This window comes from Streptomyces sp. URMC 127, assembly GCF_051386535.1.
Taxonomy (GTDB): domain Bacteria; phylum Actinomycetota; class Actinomycetes; order Streptomycetales; family Streptomycetaceae; genus Streptomyces.
This window is the reverse complement of the sequence record NZ_JBPQTW010000138.1, coordinates 1-17,533: the sequence shown is the minus strand read 5'-3', so window position 1 is coordinate 17,533 and position 17,533 is coordinate 1. Positions and strand designations below refer to the sequence as shown.

The 17,533-nt window shown below is 70.9% G+C and carries 14 protein-coding genes and 2 tRNA genes; 8 read left to right on the top strand and 8 right to left on the bottom strand.

Annotated features, from left to right (window positions below; genetic code table 11):
- Position 1: 1 nt before the first annotated feature.
- The 5 genes from ACSNOH_RS23875 to ACSNOH_RS23855 all read right to left on the bottom strand — a co-directional run bounded on the left by ACSNOH_RS23875 (position 2) and on the right by ACSNOH_RS23855 (position 3,028).
- Positions 2-74, bottom strand: a tRNA-Glu gene (locus tag ACSNOH_RS23875).
- Positions 75-156: 82 nt separating this feature from the next.
- Positions 157-228, bottom strand: a tRNA-Gln gene (locus tag ACSNOH_RS23870).
- A 225-nt stretch (positions 229-453) separates the two neighbouring features.
- Positions 454-1,926 carry a glutamate--tRNA ligase gene (gene gltX / locus ACSNOH_RS23865; RefSeq protein ID WP_436723474.1) on the bottom strand — a complete coding sequence of 491 codons (1,473 nt, stop codon included), beginning with the start codon at positions 1,924-1,926 and terminating at the stop codon, positions 454-456.
- Positions 1,919-2,701: a fumarylacetoacetate hydrolase family protein gene (locus ACSNOH_RS23860; protein WP_436723473.1), complete on the bottom strand. Its 783-nt coding sequence runs from the start codon at positions 2,699-2,701 to the stop codon at positions 1,919-1,921. Before ACSNOH_RS23860 ends, gltX begins: the two co-directional genes overlap by 8 nt.
- Positions 2,702-2,827: 126 nt before the next feature.
- Positions 2,828-3,028: a hypothetical protein gene (locus ACSNOH_RS23855; protein WP_436723475.1), complete on the bottom strand. Its 201-nt coding sequence runs from the start codon at positions 3,026-3,028 to the stop codon at positions 2,828-2,830.
- A 626-nt stretch (positions 3,029-3,654) separates the two neighbouring features.
- On the opposite strand from ACSNOH_RS23855, the gene ACSNOH_RS23850 reads away from it, so the two are divergent.
- The 8 genes from ACSNOH_RS23850 to ACSNOH_RS23815 all read left to right on the top strand — a co-directional run bounded on the left by ACSNOH_RS23850 (position 3,655) and on the right by ACSNOH_RS23815 (position 14,116).
- On the top strand, positions 3,655-7,428 hold the full coding sequence (locus ACSNOH_RS23850) for a nitrate- and nitrite sensing domain-containing protein (protein ID WP_436723472.1): 3,774 nt from the start codon (positions 3,655-3,657) through the stop codon (positions 7,426-7,428).
- Positions 7,429-7,851: a roadblock/LC7 domain-containing protein gene (locus ACSNOH_RS23845; protein ID WP_049717348.1), complete on the top strand. Its 423-nt coding sequence runs from the start codon at positions 7,429-7,431 to the stop codon at positions 7,849-7,851. It abuts the gene before it with no gap.
- Positions 7,852-7,955: 104 nt separating this feature from the next.
- Positions 7,956-8,363, top strand: coding sequence for a DUF742 domain-containing protein (locus tag ACSNOH_RS23840; protein ID WP_030370003.1), 408 nt, complete (start codon positions 7,956-7,958; stop codon positions 8,361-8,363).
- Positions 8,344-8,940, top strand: coding sequence for a GTP-binding protein (locus ACSNOH_RS23835; RefSeq protein WP_436723471.1), 597 nt, complete (start codon positions 8,344-8,346; stop codon positions 8,938-8,940). Before ACSNOH_RS23840 ends, ACSNOH_RS23835 begins: the two co-directional genes overlap by 20 nt.
- A gap of 372 nt (positions 8,941-9,312) precedes the next feature.
- Positions 9,313-12,522, top strand: a complete 3,210-nt coding sequence (locus tag ACSNOH_RS23830) for a nitrate- and nitrite sensing domain-containing protein (protein ID WP_436723470.1) — start codon at positions 9,313-9,315, stop codon at positions 12,520-12,522.
- Position 12,523: 1 nt separating this feature from the next.
- Positions 12,524-12,946 carry a roadblock/LC7 domain-containing protein gene (locus ACSNOH_RS23825; RefSeq protein ID WP_049717348.1) on the top strand — a complete coding sequence of 141 codons (423 nt, stop codon included), beginning with the start codon at positions 12,524-12,526 and terminating at the stop codon, positions 12,944-12,946.
- Between the two features lie 83 nt (positions 12,947-13,029).
- Positions 13,030-13,554, top strand: coding sequence for a DUF742 domain-containing protein (locus tag ACSNOH_RS23820; protein ID WP_436723469.1), 525 nt, complete (start codon positions 13,030-13,032; stop codon positions 13,552-13,554).
- Positions 13,535-14,116, top strand: coding sequence for a GTP-binding protein (locus ACSNOH_RS23815; protein WP_049717346.1), 582 nt, complete (start codon positions 13,535-13,537; stop codon positions 14,114-14,116). The genes ACSNOH_RS23820 and ACSNOH_RS23815 overlap by 20 nt, the downstream gene beginning before the upstream one ends.
- A 223-nt stretch (positions 14,117-14,339) precedes the next feature.
- Here the strand turns inward: ACSNOH_RS23815 and ACSNOH_RS23810 are convergent, their stop codons facing one another.
- The 3 genes from ACSNOH_RS23810 to ACSNOH_RS23800 form a co-directional block, all read right to left on the bottom strand.
- Positions 14,340-14,534 carry an acyl-CoA carboxylase subunit epsilon gene (locus ACSNOH_RS23810; protein WP_106680080.1) on the bottom strand — a complete coding sequence of 65 codons (195 nt, stop codon included), beginning with the start codon at positions 14,532-14,534 and terminating at the stop codon, positions 14,340-14,342.
- Between the two features lie 11 nt (positions 14,535-14,545).
- Positions 14,546-16,129, bottom strand: a complete 1,584-nt coding sequence (locus ACSNOH_RS23805; RefSeq protein WP_436723468.1) for an acyl-CoA carboxylase subunit beta — start codon at positions 16,127-16,129, stop codon at positions 14,546-14,548.
- A gap of 219 nt (positions 16,130-16,348) precedes the next feature.
- The coding region (locus ACSNOH_RS23800; protein WP_436723467.1) for a polysaccharide lyase family 8 super-sandwich domain-containing protein at positions 16,349-17,533 on the bottom strand (1,185 nt) is incomplete at its 5' end.

Here is a 17,533-nt window from a genome sequence, read left to right as displayed (position 1 = left end):
GTACCCCCGACCGGATTCGAACCGGCGCTACCGCCTTGAGAGGGCGGCGTGCTAGGCCGCTACACAACGGGGGCTTGCACTTCGCTTTTGCGCTTTCGCGCGCTTCCTACTTTATCAGTAGTTTTGCGAGAGAATTTCGGCGAAGAATTTCTCTTGCTGGGGTACCAGGACTCGAACCTAGACTAAGTGAACCAGAATCACTCGTGCTGCCAATTACACCATACCCCACCGTAACTCCACCCCCCTCAGGGGGCCTTGTCCGGCTTGCGCCTCCCGCTCCGGCCTCTCGGCCCTCTCGGGCGGCGCAGGAAGAACATTACCCGAAGGAGGACGGGGCGCCAAAATCGATAGATGCCCCCGCGCAAACGCGACGGGGCCCGGCCGCCCCACAAGAGGCTGCCGGGCCCCGTGAGGTCCCTGTGTCAGGCGGTGTCAGGCGGTGTCAGGCGCTGATCACGCCGTGAGCTTCGCCAGCGCCGCGTCGACGCGCGCGAGCGTGCGCTCGCGTCCCAGGACCTCCAGGGACTCGAACAGCGGCAGGCCGACCGTACGGCCCGTGACGGCCACGCGGACGGGCGCCTGGGCCTTGCCGAGCTTCAGGCCGTGCTCCTCGCCCGCCGCGACGACGGCGGCCTTGATGGCCTCGGCGTTCCAGTCGGCGGCCGCCAGCTTCTCGCGTGCCGTGCGCAGCAGGGCGTCCGAGCCCTCCTTCATCGCCTTGGCCCAGGACGCCTCGTCCTCGGCCGGCTCGTCGAGGAAGAGGAAGTCGACGTTGGCCGTGATGTCGGAGAGGACCGTGAGGCGGGTCTGGGCGTGCGGCGCGATGGCCTCCCAGGCGGCCCGGTCGAAGGCCTCGGGCTCCCAGGGGGCGTGCGGCGCCCGCAGCCAGGGCTCGCAGGCCTCGGCGAACGCCTTCGGGTCCAGCTGCCGGATGTGGTCGGCGTTGATCGCCTCGGCCTTCTTGAGGTCGAAGCGGGCCGGGTTGGCGTTGACGTCCTTGATGTCGAAGGCCGCGACCATCTCGTCCATGGAGAAGATGTCCTGGTCGGCGGAGAGCGACCAGCCGAGGAGCGAGAGGTAGTTGAGCAGGCCCGCCGGGAGGAAGCCGCGCTCCCGGTAGAGGTTCAGGGAGGCCTGCGGGTCGCGCTTGGAGAGCTTCTTGTTGCCCTCGCCCATCACGTACGGCAGGTGGCCGAACTCGGGGACGGTCTTGGCGACGCCCAGCTCGATCAGCGCCTTGTACAGGGCGATCTGCCGCGGCGTGGAGGAGAGCAGGTCCTCGCCGCGCAGGACGTGGGTGATCTCCATCAGGGCGTCGTCGACCGGGTTGACCAGCGTGTAGAGCGGGGCGCCGTTGGCCCGGACGATGCCGTAGTCCGGCACGTTCTCCGGGGTGAAGGTCAGCTCGCCGCGGACGAGGTCGGTGAAGGTGATGGCCTCGTCGGGCATCCGGAAGCGCACGATGGACGCGCGGCCCTCGGCCTCGTAGGCGGCCTGCTGCTCGGGGGAGACGACGCGGCACTTGCCGTCGTAGCCGGAGGGGCGGCCGGCGGCGCGGGCGGCCTCGCGGCGCTCGTCGAGCTCCTCGGCGGTGCAGTAGCAGCGGTAGGCGTAGCCGCCGTCGAGCAGCTTCTGCGCGACGTCCTCGTAGATGTCCATGCGCTGCGACTGGCGGTACGGCGCGTGGGGGCCGCCGATCTCGGGGCCCTCGTCCCAGTCGAAGCCCAGCCAGCGCATCGACTCCAGGAGCTGCTGGTACGACTCCTCGGAGTCGCGCGCAGCATCGGTGTCCTCGATGCGGAAGACCAGGGTGCCGCCGTGGTGGCGGGCGAACGCCCAGTTGAAGAGGGCGGTGCGGACCAGGCCCACGTGGGGGTTGCCGGTCGGCGAGGGACAGAAACGTACGCGGACGTTCGCGTTAGCCACGCTTGATCACCTTGTTGGTGAGAGTGCCGATGCCTTCGATGGTGACGGCGACCTCGTCGCCGACGTTGAGGGGGCCGACTCCGGCCGGGGTGCCCGTGAGGACGACGTCGCCGGGGAGCAGCGTCATGGCCTCGGTGATGTGGACGATCAGGTCCTCGACGGAGCGCACCATGTCGGCGGTGCGGCCGAGCTGGCGCTGCTCGCCGTTGACGGTGCACATGATCCCGAGGTCGCTCGGGTCGAGCTCGGTCTCGATCCAGGGGCCGAGCGGGCAGGAGGTGTCGAAGCCCTTGGCGCGGGCCCACTGCTTCTCGCGCTGCTGGGCGTCGCGGGCGGTGACGTCGTTGGCGCAGGTGTAGCCGAGGATGACGTCCTTGACGCGCTCGCGCGGGACCTCGCGGCACATGCGGCCGATGACGACGGCCAGCTCGGCCTCGTGGTGCAGCTCGCTGGAGAAGGAGGGGTACTCGATGGCGCCGCCGGGGCCGATCACCGAGGTGGAGGGCTTGAGGAAGGCGACGGGGAGGTCGCCGACCTCGTTGCCGAGCTCGGCGGCGTGCTCCGCGTAGTTGCGGCCGATGGCCACGACCTTGCTGGGCAGGACGGGCGAGAGCAGCCGGACCTTGTCCAGCGGGACCTTGGTGCCGGAGCGCTCGAAGTCGCCGTAGGGGATGCCCTTGATGATGTCGAGGACGGGGCCGCCTTCTGTGGCGGCGTCCCCCTCCACGACGCCGTAGCCGACGTTGCCGTCGATGGAGAACCTGGCGATGCGCACGGGAAGCTTTTGCCCCTTATCTGATCCGGCCGGAGTCTGACACCCCAGGCTATCGCGGGGGCCGCCGGCCGCCCGTGCGCGGCGGATCCGGCCGCTGCGGCGGGCGGATCCGGAGCCGGGCCGGGGTCAGTCCTGGGGGACGGCGACGGCGGGGGCCGTCATGAGCACGGTGCGGCGCGGGTTCGCGGTGACCGGCGGGAGCTCGGTGGCGTGGGCGACGGCCTCGGCGATCCGCAGGGTGGAGCTGTCGTCGAGGTGGACGAGCGTCGTGCGGCGCGGGTTGGCGGTCTTCCGGACGGCCTTCGGGGCCGCCTTCCGGGACGACAGCTTCGTCGTGTTCGTCAGCTTCGTCGTGTTCGTCACTTGCTGCCTCGCGGTGTCTTGGTGCGCTGGTCGCTGTCTTGGTGCAGGTGCGCCGGCTTGCCGTGTCCTGGTGCAGGTGCGCCGGTTCGCCGCACTGCTGCGCCGGTCATTCTCGTCGTTCCGCGGCCTGCGGACTGGTCGTTCCCGCGGCCTGCGTAAAGGACCAGGCTAGGCGCGCCTATCCCCACGCGTCCGCGGGAGAAGTCCTGACTTGCTTGTGAGTTTGCTCACGAGTTCGCCGAAATATGCCGCAAACCGGGCGCCGTTTCGGCGCTCGCGAAACGGACATTGCAGGGCTGAACCTGACGTTCCGCTCCTGATCATGGAATCTGGGACACCCGGCGAGCCCGCTCGACGCGCCTTGGTTATGTCCGCATAAGCCCCTTATAAAGGCCCTGGTCCTCTACGCCCCGTGACGAAATCCGGCACTGAGCGTGATGCCGGGGCGGGTGGGGTGCACCGGCCTTGTTGGAGATCTGGCACTGTGCTGGAATTCCACGGACCGCCAGGGGGCAACCGCGGTCCCCCCACGACTCGACACCGTCCCGTCCTCTACCGGCGGGGCGCCTGGTCCAGAGGTTGCGACGCTAGTGCAGGGACGTTTCAAGAGGGATGGCAGCGCTGCGGCGGAGCCGGAGCCGCGCGGTGCGACCGACCGCGGCCCGTCCGCCGAGGGGCAGGCCGGCGACGGATCCGCCGACCGGCCGCAGGCCACGTCAAAGGCGAAGGCCAAGGCGAACAAGGCCAAGCTGCCGAGCGGGCCGGGCTCACGAATAGCCCTGCGCAACTGGCGCATCAGTACCCGCCTCGTGTCCCTGCTGGCGCTTCCGGTCGTCGCCGCGACGACGCTGGGCGGTCTGCGCATCAACGACGCGCTCACCAACGTCGACCAGCTCGACCACATGAAGCTCCTGACGGACATGACCGGCAAGGCGACCCAGCTCGCCAACGCGCTCCAGGAGGAGCGCGACCGGTCCGCGGGTCCGAAGATGGACAACTTCCCCACCAACGACGCCGTGATCGCGTCGCAGGAGAAGACCGACCAGGCGATCAACGCCTTCAACGACGCCACCAAGGGCGTCAAGCCGTCCGACCCGACGATGAACGGCGTGCAGACCACCCTGGTCGACATCAGCCGGCAGCTGAAGAAGATCGAGCAGGTCCGGAAGGACTCCTTCAGCCCGAAGGACAGCGATTACATCGCCCGCTCGGTCAACAACTACGACGGCCTGATCAACGCGCTGCTGTCGCTGTCCCAGGACATGGCCCAGGCCACCAGCAACGCCGACATGATCACCAGCACGCGTGCGCTGGCGACGTTCTCCGCCGCCAAGGAGTACGCGTCGATCCAGCGCGCCGTGATCAGCGCCGCGCTCGCCAACCACAAGGGCCCGTACCTCTCGCCGAACGACCAGCAGTACGGCCGCGAGGCGTCCGACGCGGAGATCGAGGCGATCCGCCGCTTCATCGCCATCCGCGGCGGGGACTCCCAGCAGCTGCTGCTGGCGATCAACGGTGGCAACGCCGACATCCAGCAGGCCCAGACCTACACCAACCGCGTCTTCAGCAAGCCGGACGCTCTCAAGAGCGAGCCGAAGTCCTACAAGGACTGGTACGACCAGGCCTCGGTCAAGCTCATCGAGATGTCCAAGATCGAGCAGACCCTGCTCTCCCAGATGGAGCAGAAGGCGCTCGAGCTGCGCGACGACGCCCAGCAGGACGCCATCCTCAACGGTGTCCTGATCATCCTCGTTCTCGGCATCTCGCTCGTCGGCGCCTTCGTCGTGGCCCGCTCCATGGTGCGCTCGCTGCGCCGGCTGCAGGACACCGCCCAGCGCGTCGCCCAGGACCGCCTGCCCGAGCTCGTCAAGCAGCTGTCCGAGACCGACCCGCAGGACGTCGACACGTCCGTGGAGTCCGTCGGCGTGCACAGCCTCGACGAGATCGGCAAGGTGGCCGCGGCCTTCGACGACGTGCACCGCGAGGCCGTCCGCCTCGCCGCCGAGCAGGCCCTCCTGCGGGGCAACGTCAACGCGATGTTCACCAACCTCTCGCGCCGGAGCCAGGGCCTCATCCAGCGTCAGCTCTCGCTCATCTCCGAGCTCGAGAGCCGCGAGGCCGACCCGGACCAGCTGTCCTCGCTCTTCAAGCTCGACCACCTCGCGACCCGCATGCGCCGTAACGGCGAGAACCTCCTCGTCCTCGCGGGCGAGGAGCCGGGCCGCCGGTGGACCCGCCCCGTGCCGCTCGTCGACGTGCTCCGTGCCGCCGCGTCCGAGGTGGAGCAGTACGAGCGCATCGAGCTGAGCGGCGTGCCGCCGACGGAGGTCGCCGGCCGCGTCGTCAACGACCTCGTGCACCTCCTCGCCGAGCTGCTGGAGAACGCGACCTCGTTCTCCTCCCCGCAGACCAAGGTCAAGGTCACCGGCCACGCGCTGCCCGACGGGCGGGTGCTGGTCGAGATCCACGACACCGGCATCGGTCTCTCCCAGGAGGACCTCGCCTCCATCAACGAGCGGCTCGCCAGCCCGCCGACCGTGGACGTCTCGGTCTCGCGGCGCATGGGTCTGTTCGTGGTCGGCCGCCTGTCCCTGCGACACGGCATCCGCATCCAGCTCCGGCCGTCCGACTCGGGCGGTACGACCGCGCTCGTCATGCTGCCCGTCGACGTCGCCCAGGGCGGCAAGAAGCCGATGCCCGGCGCCGTGCCCCCGGCCGGCGGCGGTGCGCCCGGCGGCCCCGGCGGCAACGCGGGTTCCGCCCCGCGCCGGCAGATGCCGGCCGGCGGCGGCCAGCAGCGCCCCGCGCTGCCCCCGCGCCAGGGTGCGCCCGACGGCGGCCTGCCGGCGCGCCCCGCGCCGGCGCCCGGTGCCAACCCCGCGGCGGGCAGCCTCTTCGACACCACGCCGCGCGGCGGCGCCGACCGGACGCCCGCCCAGGGCGCCGGCGACCGCCCCTCGCTGCCGACCCGTGGCAACGGCGGCCCCGCGGTGCCGCCCCCGGCGCCCCAGGCGGGCAAGGGCGGCCGCCGCCAGCAGCAGCCCGCGCAGCCGAACCAGCAGGGCCGCCCGGGTCAGCCCGGCGGGCCCGGCCAGGGCGGCGGTGCCGGCAACCTCCCGGCCCGCCAGGCCCCGAGCTGGGGCAGCGAGCAGCCCTCCGGTGCGCCGAAGGCGCCCCAGGCGCAGCAGCCCGCCGCCCCCGTGGACGACTGGCCGGTCGCCGGCAACGGCTCCGCGCGCTCCGCGCAGGACACGCCGCGCGGTCACGAGGACGTCGAGAGCACGGGGCAGTTCCCCGGGCCTCAGGCCGCGCCCCGTGCGGCCCTGCCCGGCGCCGGTCCCGGCGACACCGCCGAGTTCCCGGCGATCGGTGCGGGCACGGACGCGTCCGGCAGCACGTCGGGCCAGTTCGAGCGCCCGCGCCCCGTCGACGCTCCGAACAGCGCGTCGGGCCAGTACGACCGCCCCGCCCTCGGCGAGGCGCCGAACAGCACGTCCGGCCAGTTCGCCCGCCCCGTGCAGGGCGACGCACCCGGCAGCACCTCCGGCCAGTACGACCGCCCCGTGCCCGCCGAGGGCCCGGGCAGCACGTCCGGCCAGTTCGCCCGCCCCGTGCAGGGCGACGCGCCCGGCAGCACGTCGGGCCAGTACGAGCGTCCCGCGCTCGGTGACGCGCCGAACAGCACGTCCGGTCAGTACGCCCAGCCGGAAGCCGACGACGACCCGCTGACCAGCACCACCGGTCAGTTCGCCCGCCCGGCGCTGCGTGAGGCCGGGCACAGCTCTCCGCTGTTCGAGGAGCTGGAGTCCAACTGGTTCCGCGGCGCCGCCGGTGAGGACCAGGCCTCCGCCGCGCCGCAGCAGGCCGCCGAGGCGCCCTCCTCGGAGCGCCTGCCGAAGCGTCAGCCGCGCCAGTCGCTCCAGGACCCGGAGCGCGGTCCGCTCGGCGAGGTGCCCCAGGCGGCTCAGCAGCCGGCGCGGCCGACCCGCCCGTCGCAGGCCCGCCCGGTTCCGCAGACCCGCCAGGCGCCCCAGGCGCCTCAGGCCCAGCAGGCCGCGGCCGACAACTGGCGCCAGTCCCCCAACGACGAGCGCTGGCGCCGGGCCGAGCAGGTCCGCGAGCCCGCCTCGGGCGGCACCACCGCCTCCGGCCTGCCGCGCCGCGTCCCGCGCGCGAACCTCGTCGACGGCACCGCGGAGACGCAGGCCGTCCCGCAGGTCGGCCCGCAGGTCTCGCGTGCGCCCGACGACGTGCGCGGCCGTCTGACCAACCTCCGCCGGGGCATCCAGCAGGGGCGTCAGGCCGGCAACACCTCGTCCACGGGCAACCACACCGTGGACCCCACCTACCAGCAGGAGCGTTAGTTGAGTCCGATGAGCCAGGCGGCGCAGAACCTGAACTGGTTGATCACCAGTTTCGTGGAGAACACCCCAGGGGTGTCCCACACCGTCGTGGTCTCCGCCGACGGACTCCTTCTGGCGATGTCCGAAGGGTTCCCGAGGGACCGCGCCGACCAGCTGGCGGCCGTCGCCTCCGGCCTGACCTCACTGACCGCCGGAGCCTCCCGCATCTTCGAAGGCGGCGCCGTCAACCAGACCGTGGTCGAAATGGAACGCGGCTTCCTCTTCATCATGTCCATCTCCGACGGATCCTCGCTGGCCGTACTGGCACACCCCGAGTGCGACATCGGCCTCGTCGGCTACGAGATGGCCCTCCTCGTCGACCGCGCGGGCAACGTCCTCACCCCGGACCTCCGCGCCGAGCTCCAGGGCAGCCTGCTGAACTGACCGATGTTTCCCGCTGATCCCGTCCGACCGTACGGCCGAAAACCCCCCACCGGCCCGCGCTCGACGGCATTATTGCCAGTCCTGCTGTCCCGTCCGGAGGATTCATGACCCCGCCCGCCTCGCCCGGCCCGTACGGCGCCTCTCATCATGCGCCGTACGGGAGTGAAGGCGAAGAGCCGCTGATCCGCCCCTACGCCATGACGGGCGGCCGCACCCGGCCCCGCTACCAGCTCGCCATCGAGGCGCTGGTCAGCTCCACGGCCGACCCGGCCGTGCTCGGGACCCTGCTCCCCGAGCACCAGCGCATCTGCCACCTGTGCCGCGAGGTCAAGTCGGTCGCCGAGGTCTCGGCCCTGCTGAACATGCCGCTCGGTGTGGCGCGCATTCTCGTGGCGGACCTGGCGGAGGCCGGCATGGTGGCGATCCACCAGCCGGGTGGCAGCGGCGAGTCCGGCGGGACGCCGGATGTGACACTGCTCGAAAGGGTTCTCAGTGGACTTCGGAAGCTCTAGCGGGGGAATGGCCGGTGGCGGCACGGGCCGTTCCACCACCTCCGCGAAGATCGTGGTGGCGGGCGGCTTCGGCGTGGGCAAGACCACGTTCGTCGGCGCGGTCTCGGAAATCAGTCCGCTGCGCACCGAAGCCGTCATGACCTCCGCCTCGGCGGGCATCGACGATCTGAGCCACGTTCAGGACAAGACCACGACGACCGTGGCGATGGATTTCGGCCGTATCACCCTCGATGACGACCTGATCCTGTATCTGTTCGGTACGCCCGGCCAGGACCGCTTCTGGTTCATGTGGGACGACCTGGTGCGCGGCGCCATCGGCGCCGTCGTCCTGGTCGACACCCGCCGCCTCGCCGACTGCTTCCCCGCGGTCGACTACTTCGAGAACAGCGGCCTGCCCTTCGTCATCGCCCTCAACGGCTTCGACGGACAGCAGCCCTACGCTCCCGAAGAGGTCCGCGAGGCGCTGCAGATCGGCCCGGACACGCCGATCATCACGACCGACGCCCGCCACCGCAACGAGGCGAAGAGCACTCTGATCACTTTGGTCGAGCACGCTCTGATGGCCCGGCTGAAGTAGCTCTTCGGTGGTTGTTCGTCAGAAACTTCCGGCACGTCACGCGTCATGCGCATTGCCCCGTACGGCGCCGCCGGCGGGTTGTGGCATTGGACACGACCGGGCCCGGAGTTCATAACGTTTCGACAGAGAATCGGCCGGACGCGGCAACACACCGCGTTCGGCCGACTTCACTGTGCGCACGTACCGCCCGCCATTTGGCGCCGCTCGCTCTTAATGCCCGTTTTATGTCGGGCAAATCGAGTGGCCTGGCGGGAGCCCCCGCTGTTTGGAATGCGCACCCCCGACGTGCTGGAATTCCAGGAACTGAGCAGTAACGGCTCAGTTCGAAAAACGGCACACACCCGGGTGCCGACGCCGAGAGGTTTTGGTCGAGTGACGCGCAGAAAGACGGGCGCCGCACAGCAGACGCAGGACGGGCGAGGCAACTTCACCCCGCCGTCACGCGCAGCGGTGCCGCCTTCGGCTTCCCCTGCTTCCAGCGTGCCCGAGACCCCGGCTCCCGCCGCGGGTTCCGGCGGCCGGTTCTCGCCCCGCAACTGGCGGGTGCCCGTCCGGCTGAACGCGATCCTGCTCATCCCCGTGATCGTGGCCCTCGTCTTCGGCGGCCTCGACATCAAGGGATCGGTCGACACCTGGGAGGAGGCGAAGGACGCCGCGAACACCGCCCGAGTGGTGCGGGCCGCGGCCACCTACGCCCACGCGGTGATCGACGAGCGTGACCTGACGGCCAAGCCGCTCCTGACGGGCCACCGCGACGACCCGGTCATCAAGAAGACCCAGGCCGCGACGGACGCCGCCCGCGCGGAGTTCGACAAGACCGTCAAGGACATGCCGGACACGCCGGCCCTGCGGCGCCGCATGAGCCTCTTCCGCGAGGCGGAGAACAAGCTGCCCAAGCTGCGCAAGGAGGCCTACACCTCCGCTCTGCCCGGGACGCAGACCGAGGACGGCTACGGTGCCATCCAGCGTCCCCTCATGGCCTTCGCCAACGAGCTGGGCTCCGGTCTGGGCACCGACAACGTCGTCTCGTACGGCCGCATGGTCTACGCCGTCTCGCTGGCCAAGGCCGCCGAGTCGCTGCAGCGCTCCATCGGCACGCACCTGCTCGTGGAGAGCAAGGCCGACCCCAAGGAGCAGGCGCTCCAGCGGACGTCGTTCTCCTCCTACTACTTCCTCGAGTACATCGCCCGCGCCGAGTACGACGCGAGCGGCACCGAGGACGACATCAGCCGGCTCAACGACGCGATCGCCACCAAGGCGAAGGCGTCCGAGCAGGACAAGATCGCCAACGCCATCATGGCGGGCAAGACCCAGAAGCAGCTGAGCGACGCCGGCATCACGGCCGACGCCTGGATGGACGCCGCCACGGGCAAGTTCGACGCCTACCGCTCGGTCGAGACGTACCTGACCGACAAGGCCGTGGACGAGGCCGAGAAGGTCTCCTCCGACGCCCAGCGCGACGCGATCGTCAACTCCTCGATCATGATCGTGGCCCTGCTGCTCGCGTTCTTCGTGGCCGGCATGATGGCCCGCTCCATGAGCCGCAACATGCGCCACCTGCGGCGCGCCGCCTTCGACGTGGCCGAGCAGCGCCTGCCCGCGCTGGTCGACCAGCTGTCGCGGACCGACCCGGGCCGGGTCGACACCCGGGTCCAGCCGATCCCGATCACCACCCGGGACGAGATCGGCGAGGTCGCCCGCGCCTTCGACCAGGTCCACCGCGAGGCCGTCCGGCTCGCCGCCGAGCAGGCCCTGCTCCGTGGCAACGTCAACGCGATCTTCACCAACCTCTCGCGCCGCAACCAGAGCCTCATCGAGGGTCAGCTGACCCTGATCACCGAGCTCGAGGAGCACGAGGCGGACCCGGACCAGCTGGAGAACCTCTTCCGCCTGGACCACCTGGCCACCCGTATGCGCCGCAACGGCGAGAACCTCCTGGTCCTCGCCGGCGAGGAGCCCGGCCGCAGCTGGGACCAGCCGGTCCCGCTGGTGGACGTGCTGCGCGCCGCCTCCTCCGAGGTGGAGGCCTACGAGCGCATCGAGCTCTCGGGCGTCCCGGAGGCGGACATCCACGGCCTCGCCGTGACCGACCTCGTGCACCTGCTGGCCGAGCTCCTGGAGAACGCCACCACGTTCTCCTCCCCGCACACCAAGGTGCGCGTCACCGCGACGCGGCTGCCCGACGGCCGCGTGATGGTCGAGATCCACGACAAGGGCATCGGCCTGACCGCCGAGGACTTCGCGGACATCAACCACAAGCTGGCCAACCCGCCGACCGTGGACGCCGCGATCTCCCAGCGCATGGGTCTGTTCGTGGTCGGCCGCCTGGCGGCGCGGCACGGCATCCGGGTCCAGCTGCGCCCCTCGGGCGAGCAGGCCGGCACGACCTCGCTGGTCATGCTGCCGGACCGGATCACCCACGGTGGCGGTGGCGAGGACGAGCTGTCCCCCGACAGCTTCACGGTCTCGCAGATGGTTCCGGAGCAGCAGGGCGGCGGCCAGGCGCCCGCCATGGGCCGCATGCGCACCGCGGCGGAGCTGGGCTTCGACGACTCCCGCTACGAGCAGCAGCAGCCGGCCGGTGCGGCGAACGCCGCGCTGGACCCGGTGAACCGCTCGCGGCTCCGCGAGGAGCGGCGCGCGGCGCTGGAGGCCGCGGCGGACAACCGCCCGCTGTTCCGCGACGAGGTGCCCCAGCAGCACGAGCAGCAGCCGTACGAACAGCCGCAGCAGCAGCCGTACGAGCAGCAGGGTCACCAGCACACCGAGCAGTTCCCGGCGATCGGCGACCAGCCGTACGAGGAGTCGTACGACGGCTCCTACGACCAGCAGGCGCAGCAGCAGCCGCAGCACGGCTTCCAGGACTCCGGTTTCCAGGACGCCGGCTACCGGGAGCAGGACTACGCCGAGCAGGGCTACGCGGACTCCGGTTACCCGCAGCAGCAGTCGTACGGGGAGACCACCGGTCAGACCCGGAGCGACGTCTGGCAGCAGCCTGGTACGTACCAGGACGGCGGACAGCAGGGTTACGGTGCGGATTCGGAATCACTGCCGCCCGCTGACACGGTGCAGCCGGAGCGCGTAGAGTTCGACCGTCCGGGCCCCGCTTCGAGCGGCTCCCACTCGCTGACCGGGTCCGGTCTGCCGCGCCGCGCGACGCAGTGGCAGCAGTCCGAGTCTGTCGAAGAGGCCGCGGGGGCCGGCGAACCGGAGCAGCCCCAGCAGGACGTCCCACAGCAGCCTCACGAGGGTGACAGCCCCGACTGGCGATCGGAGAACGACGAGCGCTGGCATCGTGCCGAGCAGCTCCGGGACCCGAAAGCCGGTGGAGTGACCTCCTCCGGACTGCCCCGCCGAGTGCCCAAGGCCAATCTGATCGAGGGCAAGGCGGCGCAGACGCCGCAGGGCGGACCCCAGATATCCCGTGCCCCCGAAGACGTACGCGGACGGCTGAGCAATCTCCGCCGCGGCGTTCAGCAGGGGCGCACCGTGGGAGCCGACAGCGGTTCGGCCACCCCGCAGCAGCATGAGCAACACGACCAGGGCTTCGGCCCCGGCGGCACCTACGATCAGGAGCGTTAGTGTGAGCCCGATGAGCCAGGCGGCGCAGAACCTGAACTGGTTGATCACCAGTTTCGTGGAGAACACCCCAGGGGTGTCCCACACCGTCGTGGTCTCCGCCGACGGACTCCTTCTGGCGATGTCCGAAGGGTTCCCGAGGGACCGCGCCGACCAGCTGGCGGCCGTCGCCTCCGGCCTGACCTCACTGACCGCCGGAGCCTCCCGCATCTTCGAAGGCGGCGCCGTCAACCAGACCGTGGTCGAAATGGAACGCGGCTTCCTCTTCATCATGTCCATCTCCGACGGATCCTCGCTGGCCGTACTGGCACACCCCGAGTGCGACATCGGCCTCGTCGGCTACGAGATGGCCCTCCTCGTCGACCGCGCGGGCAACGTCCTCACCCCGGACCTCCGCGCCGAACTGCAGGGGAGCCTTCTCAACTAGCAAAGAGGCAGTGCGTTTCGCGCCACCGCGCCATAGGGTGCGGTGGCGCGACCAGCAGCAGACAGGCACGTTGAGGAGGAGACGTGGCAACGCCCCCCGGCGGTTACCCGTACGGCAATGATCAGCAGGCTCAGCCTCCGCTGAACCGCTTCAACTTCCCCTCCGCACCAAGCCCGCGTGCGCAGGCGGAGCCGTCGCGGCCGCCGCAAGTACCACAGGCGCCCCAGCATCGCAGGGCGTCGCAGTCCCCCTCCGCGGGCAAGCGGAACAACCCGCTGGTCCGCCCCTACGCGATGACCGGTGGCCGGACCCGGCCGCGGTACCAGCTCGCCATCGAGGCGCTGGTGCACACCACGGCCCAGCCGGGCCAGCTTCACGGGCAGTTGCCGGAACACCAGCGCATCTGCCACCTGTGCACCGAGATCAAGTCGGTCGCCGAGATCTCGGCGCTCCTCACCATTCCCCTCGGCGTCGCCCGAATCCTCGTCGCCGACTTGGCGGAGGCCGGGCTCGTCGCCATCCATCAGCCCGGCGGCGACGAGTCCGCCGGCGGCCAGCCTGACGTGACACTGCTCGAAAGGGTGCTCAGTGGACTTCGGAACCTCTAGCGGCGAGGCAGCCCGCTCCACCACCTCCGCGAAGATCGTGGTGGCAGGCGGTTTCGGCGTGGGCAAGACCACGTTCGTCGGTGCGGTCTCGGAGATCAACCCGCTGCGGACCGAAGCCGTGATGACGTCCGCCTCGGCGGGCATCGACGACCTCACCCACGCGCCGGACAAGACCACGACGACCGTGGCCATGGACTTCGGCCGTATCACCCTGGACCAGGACCTGATCCTCTACCTGTTCGGCACGCCCGGACAGGACCGTTTCTGGTTCATGTGGGACGACCTGGTGCGCGGCGCCATCGGCGCCGTCGTCCTGGTCGACACCCGCCGCCTCGCCGACTGCTTCCCCGCGGTCGACTACTTCGAGAACAGCGGCCTGCCCTTCGTCATCGCCCTCAACGGCTTCGACGGTCACCAGCCCTACACGCCGGACGAGGTCCGCGAGGCGCTGCAGATCGGCCCCGACGCGCCGATCATCACGACCGACGCCCGCCACCGCAACGAGGCGAAGAGCGCCCTGATCACGCTGGTCGAGCACGCCCTGATGGCGCGCCTGCGGTGAGGCCGCGGCCGCACGGAAGCCGGCCCCACCGACGCAGAAAGGTCCCCGCGCTCCTCGTGGAGTGTGCGGGGACCTTCTGCGTTGCGCGGGCCCGGCTTCCGTGCGGACTGCTTCGGCGGTGCGGGCATGAGGCCGTACGGAGCGGGGCATGAGGCCGTGCGGGCATGAGGCGCATGCGAGAGGGCCCGGGGCAGTGCCCCGGGCCCTCTCGCGTTGTGCTGTTTCAGCCCTGCCAGCTGTGCGGCGCCCGGAAGCCCGGCGAGCGCTCCAGGCGGCGCCAGGCGGCCGTGGTGCGGCGGGGGCGGGGCGGCGCCGTGTCGTTCGTGGCGGCGGCGCGGGCGAGGAGAACGGCGGTGACGGCCGCGAGCTCTTCGGCGTCGGCCGTGCCCTTCTCCACGCGGACGAGCGTGTCGGTCATGCGTCTCTCCCTTACTGGGGCGGGTTGCCGTGCTTGCGGGAGGGCAGGTCGGCGTGCTTCGAGGCCAGCATCGCCAGGGCGCGGATCAGCACCTGGCGGGTGTCGACCGGGTCGATGACGTCGTCGATCAGCCCGCGTTCGGCGGCGTAGTACGGGTGCATCAGCTCGGCCTTGTACTCCTTGACCATGCGCGCCCGCATCGCCTCGGGGTCGTCGGCCTCGGCGATCTGCTTGCGGAAGATCACGTTGGCGGCGCCCTCGGCGCCCATCACGGCGATCTCGTTCGTCGGCCAGGCGTACGTCAGGTCCGCGCCGATCGACTGCGAGTCCATGACGATGTACGCACCGCCGTAGGCCTTGCGCAGGATGACCGAGATCCGCGGCACCGTCGCGTTGCAGTACGCGTACAGCAGCTTCGCGCCGTGACGGATGATTCCACCGTGCTCCTGGTCGACGCCGGGGAGGAAGCCCGGGACGTCCAGAAGAGTGATGATCGGAATATTGAAGGCGTCGCACATCTGGATGAAGCGCGCGGCCTTCTCGCTGGCCTCGATGTCGAGGACGCCGGCCAGGGACTGCGGCTGGTTCGCGACGATGCCGACGACCTGGCCGTCCAGGCGGCCCAGCGAGCAGATGATGTTGGTGGCCCAGCGCTCGTGGATCTCCAGGTGCTCGCCGTCGTCGACGATCTCCTCGATGACCTTGCGCATGTCGTACGGGCGGTTGCCGTCGGCCGGCACCAGGTCGAGCAGGGCCTCGCCCAGCCGGTCCACCGGGTCCTCGCTCGCCACCCGCGGCGGGTTCTCCCGGTTGTTCTGCGGCAGGAGCGAGAGGAGGTAGCGCACCTCTTCCAGGCACGTCTCCTCGTCGTCGTAGGCGAAGTGCGCCACACCCGACGTCTCCGCGTGCACATCCGCGCCGCCGAGGCCGTTCTGGGTGATCTCCTCGCCCGTGACGGCGCGGACGACGTCGGGGCCGGTGATGAACATCTGCGAGGTCTCACGGACCATGAACACGAAGTCCGTCAGCGCCGGCGAGTACGCCGCACCGCCCGCGCAGGGGCCGAGCATCACGCTTATCTGCGGGATGACGCCCGAGGCCTTGGTGTTGCGCTGGAAGATCCCGCCGTAACCGGCGAGCGCCGAGACGCCCTCCTGGATACGGGCACCCGCGCCGTCGTTCAGCGACACCAGGGGCGCACCGGCCGCGATGGCCATGTCCATGATCTTGTGGATCTTCGTGGCGTGGGCCTCGCCCAGCGCGCCTCCGAAGATCCGGAAGTCGTGCGCGTAGACGAACACGGTCCGCCCGTGCACCGTGCCCCAGCCCGTGATCACACCGTCGGTGTAGGGCTTCTTGCTCTCCAGACCGAACCCGCTCGCACGGTGCCGCCGCAGCGGCTCCACCTCCGAGAAGGACCCCTCGTCCAGCAGGAGGTCGATCCGCTCCCGGGCGGTCAGCTTCCCCTTGGCCTTCTGCGCCTGGGTCGCCCGCTCGCTCGGACCACGCCGAACCTGCTCGCGGATGGCGTGCAGCTCGGCGACGCGCCCACGGACGTCACTCGCCTCTACGGGCGCACCTTCGAGATTGCTCATGCATAGACGGTACGTGGCGGGGCCGTCCGAAACTCATGTCGTTTCCATACAACGTCATGTGCGTTTTGGTGGGCAGGCGGCACAGAGGGCCGCAGCGGCCGCGAGCGGGGGTCCCCCCGATCGGGGGGTGTGCCTGTGGAGGTTCCACAAAAGTCCCGCCTCCGGCCCGTAGGCAAGTGAACTTGACGGCCCACGGGCCCGGAACGGCGTCACGCCCTGTCATCCCAGGGCTACGGAGCAGCGGTGCGGGGCGCAGGCGGTGCCGGGGGTGACGCGGACCCGCAGGCTGTCGCCTGTCGACAGGACGCGGACGGTGGGGTCGTGGGCGGTGACGCGCCGCACGGGGCGGGCCCAGATGATCTCGACGGGGGCGCCGGTGCGTGGTGGTTCGGCCATATGGAGGGTAGCGGTCCGGCCGTGGTCGCGGACGAGGACGGCGGCCGGGGCCGAGGCGGTGAGGGGACCGGCGGTGCCGGGTGCCCAGAAGGCGGCGGCGGTGAGGCCGAGGGCGGGCAGGTGCGCGGCCTGGCAGTCGGCGGTGTTGGCGAGGAGCTGCAGCCAGGCGTCGTCGTCGGCGCGGGCGGCGAGGGCACGGGGCTCCGCGCCGGGCATGAGGAGGTAGGCGTAGGAGCCGTCCTCGGGGTCGGTGCCGTGGGGGTGCCAGAGGGTGAGGTAGCGCCGCGTGAGGCGGTCGGGGGCGCCGCCGGTGTTGATGTCGCGCCAGGAGCCGGTGCGGGCCTCGCGCAGGGCGTGGAGCGGGGCGCGGCCGGGGAGGCACGCGGGGAAGACGTAGCCGCCGTGGCCTTCGAGGTGGATCCAGCGGGGCTCGTCGTAGCGGGCGCTCCAGCCGTCGGTGACGGGCTGGGGGGCGCCGTCGACGAGGAGGGCGGGGGCCCCGTGCGCGCCGAGGTTGCGGTGGTCGACGGTCGTCACGACGGGGTGGCCGTCGCGGGCGGTGATGCCGGCGCCGAGGCAGACGACGGCATCGGCGGTGCAGATCCAGGTCTTGCGGGCCTCCAGGGTGGAGGAGAGCCCCTTGAGGTGCTGGCCGGCGAGGCCGTACTCGCCGTCGGTGACGCCGCCGACCCAGCGGACGGCGGGCCGGGGCTCGCCCCATGCGCCGCCCTCGCCGGCGGCGAGCGGCTTGGCGGAGGCGGTGGTGCCGGGCAGCCGGTAGGGGTCGGCGGTGGGCCAGAAGGCGTCGGTGTACGGGGCGCCTGCGCCGGCGCGCCACCAGTAGAGCATTCCGGCTCCGGTGTGCCAGCCGCGCGGGTTCTCGCCGTTGCCGTTCTCGTAGTGGGCGATGCGCTCGGAGGCCATGGCGATGCCGGCGGTCCAGCCGGGGCGGTGGTGCACGGCGCGGTCCATGGCGGGGAAGAGGCGGTGTCCCACGGGGGCGGGGGC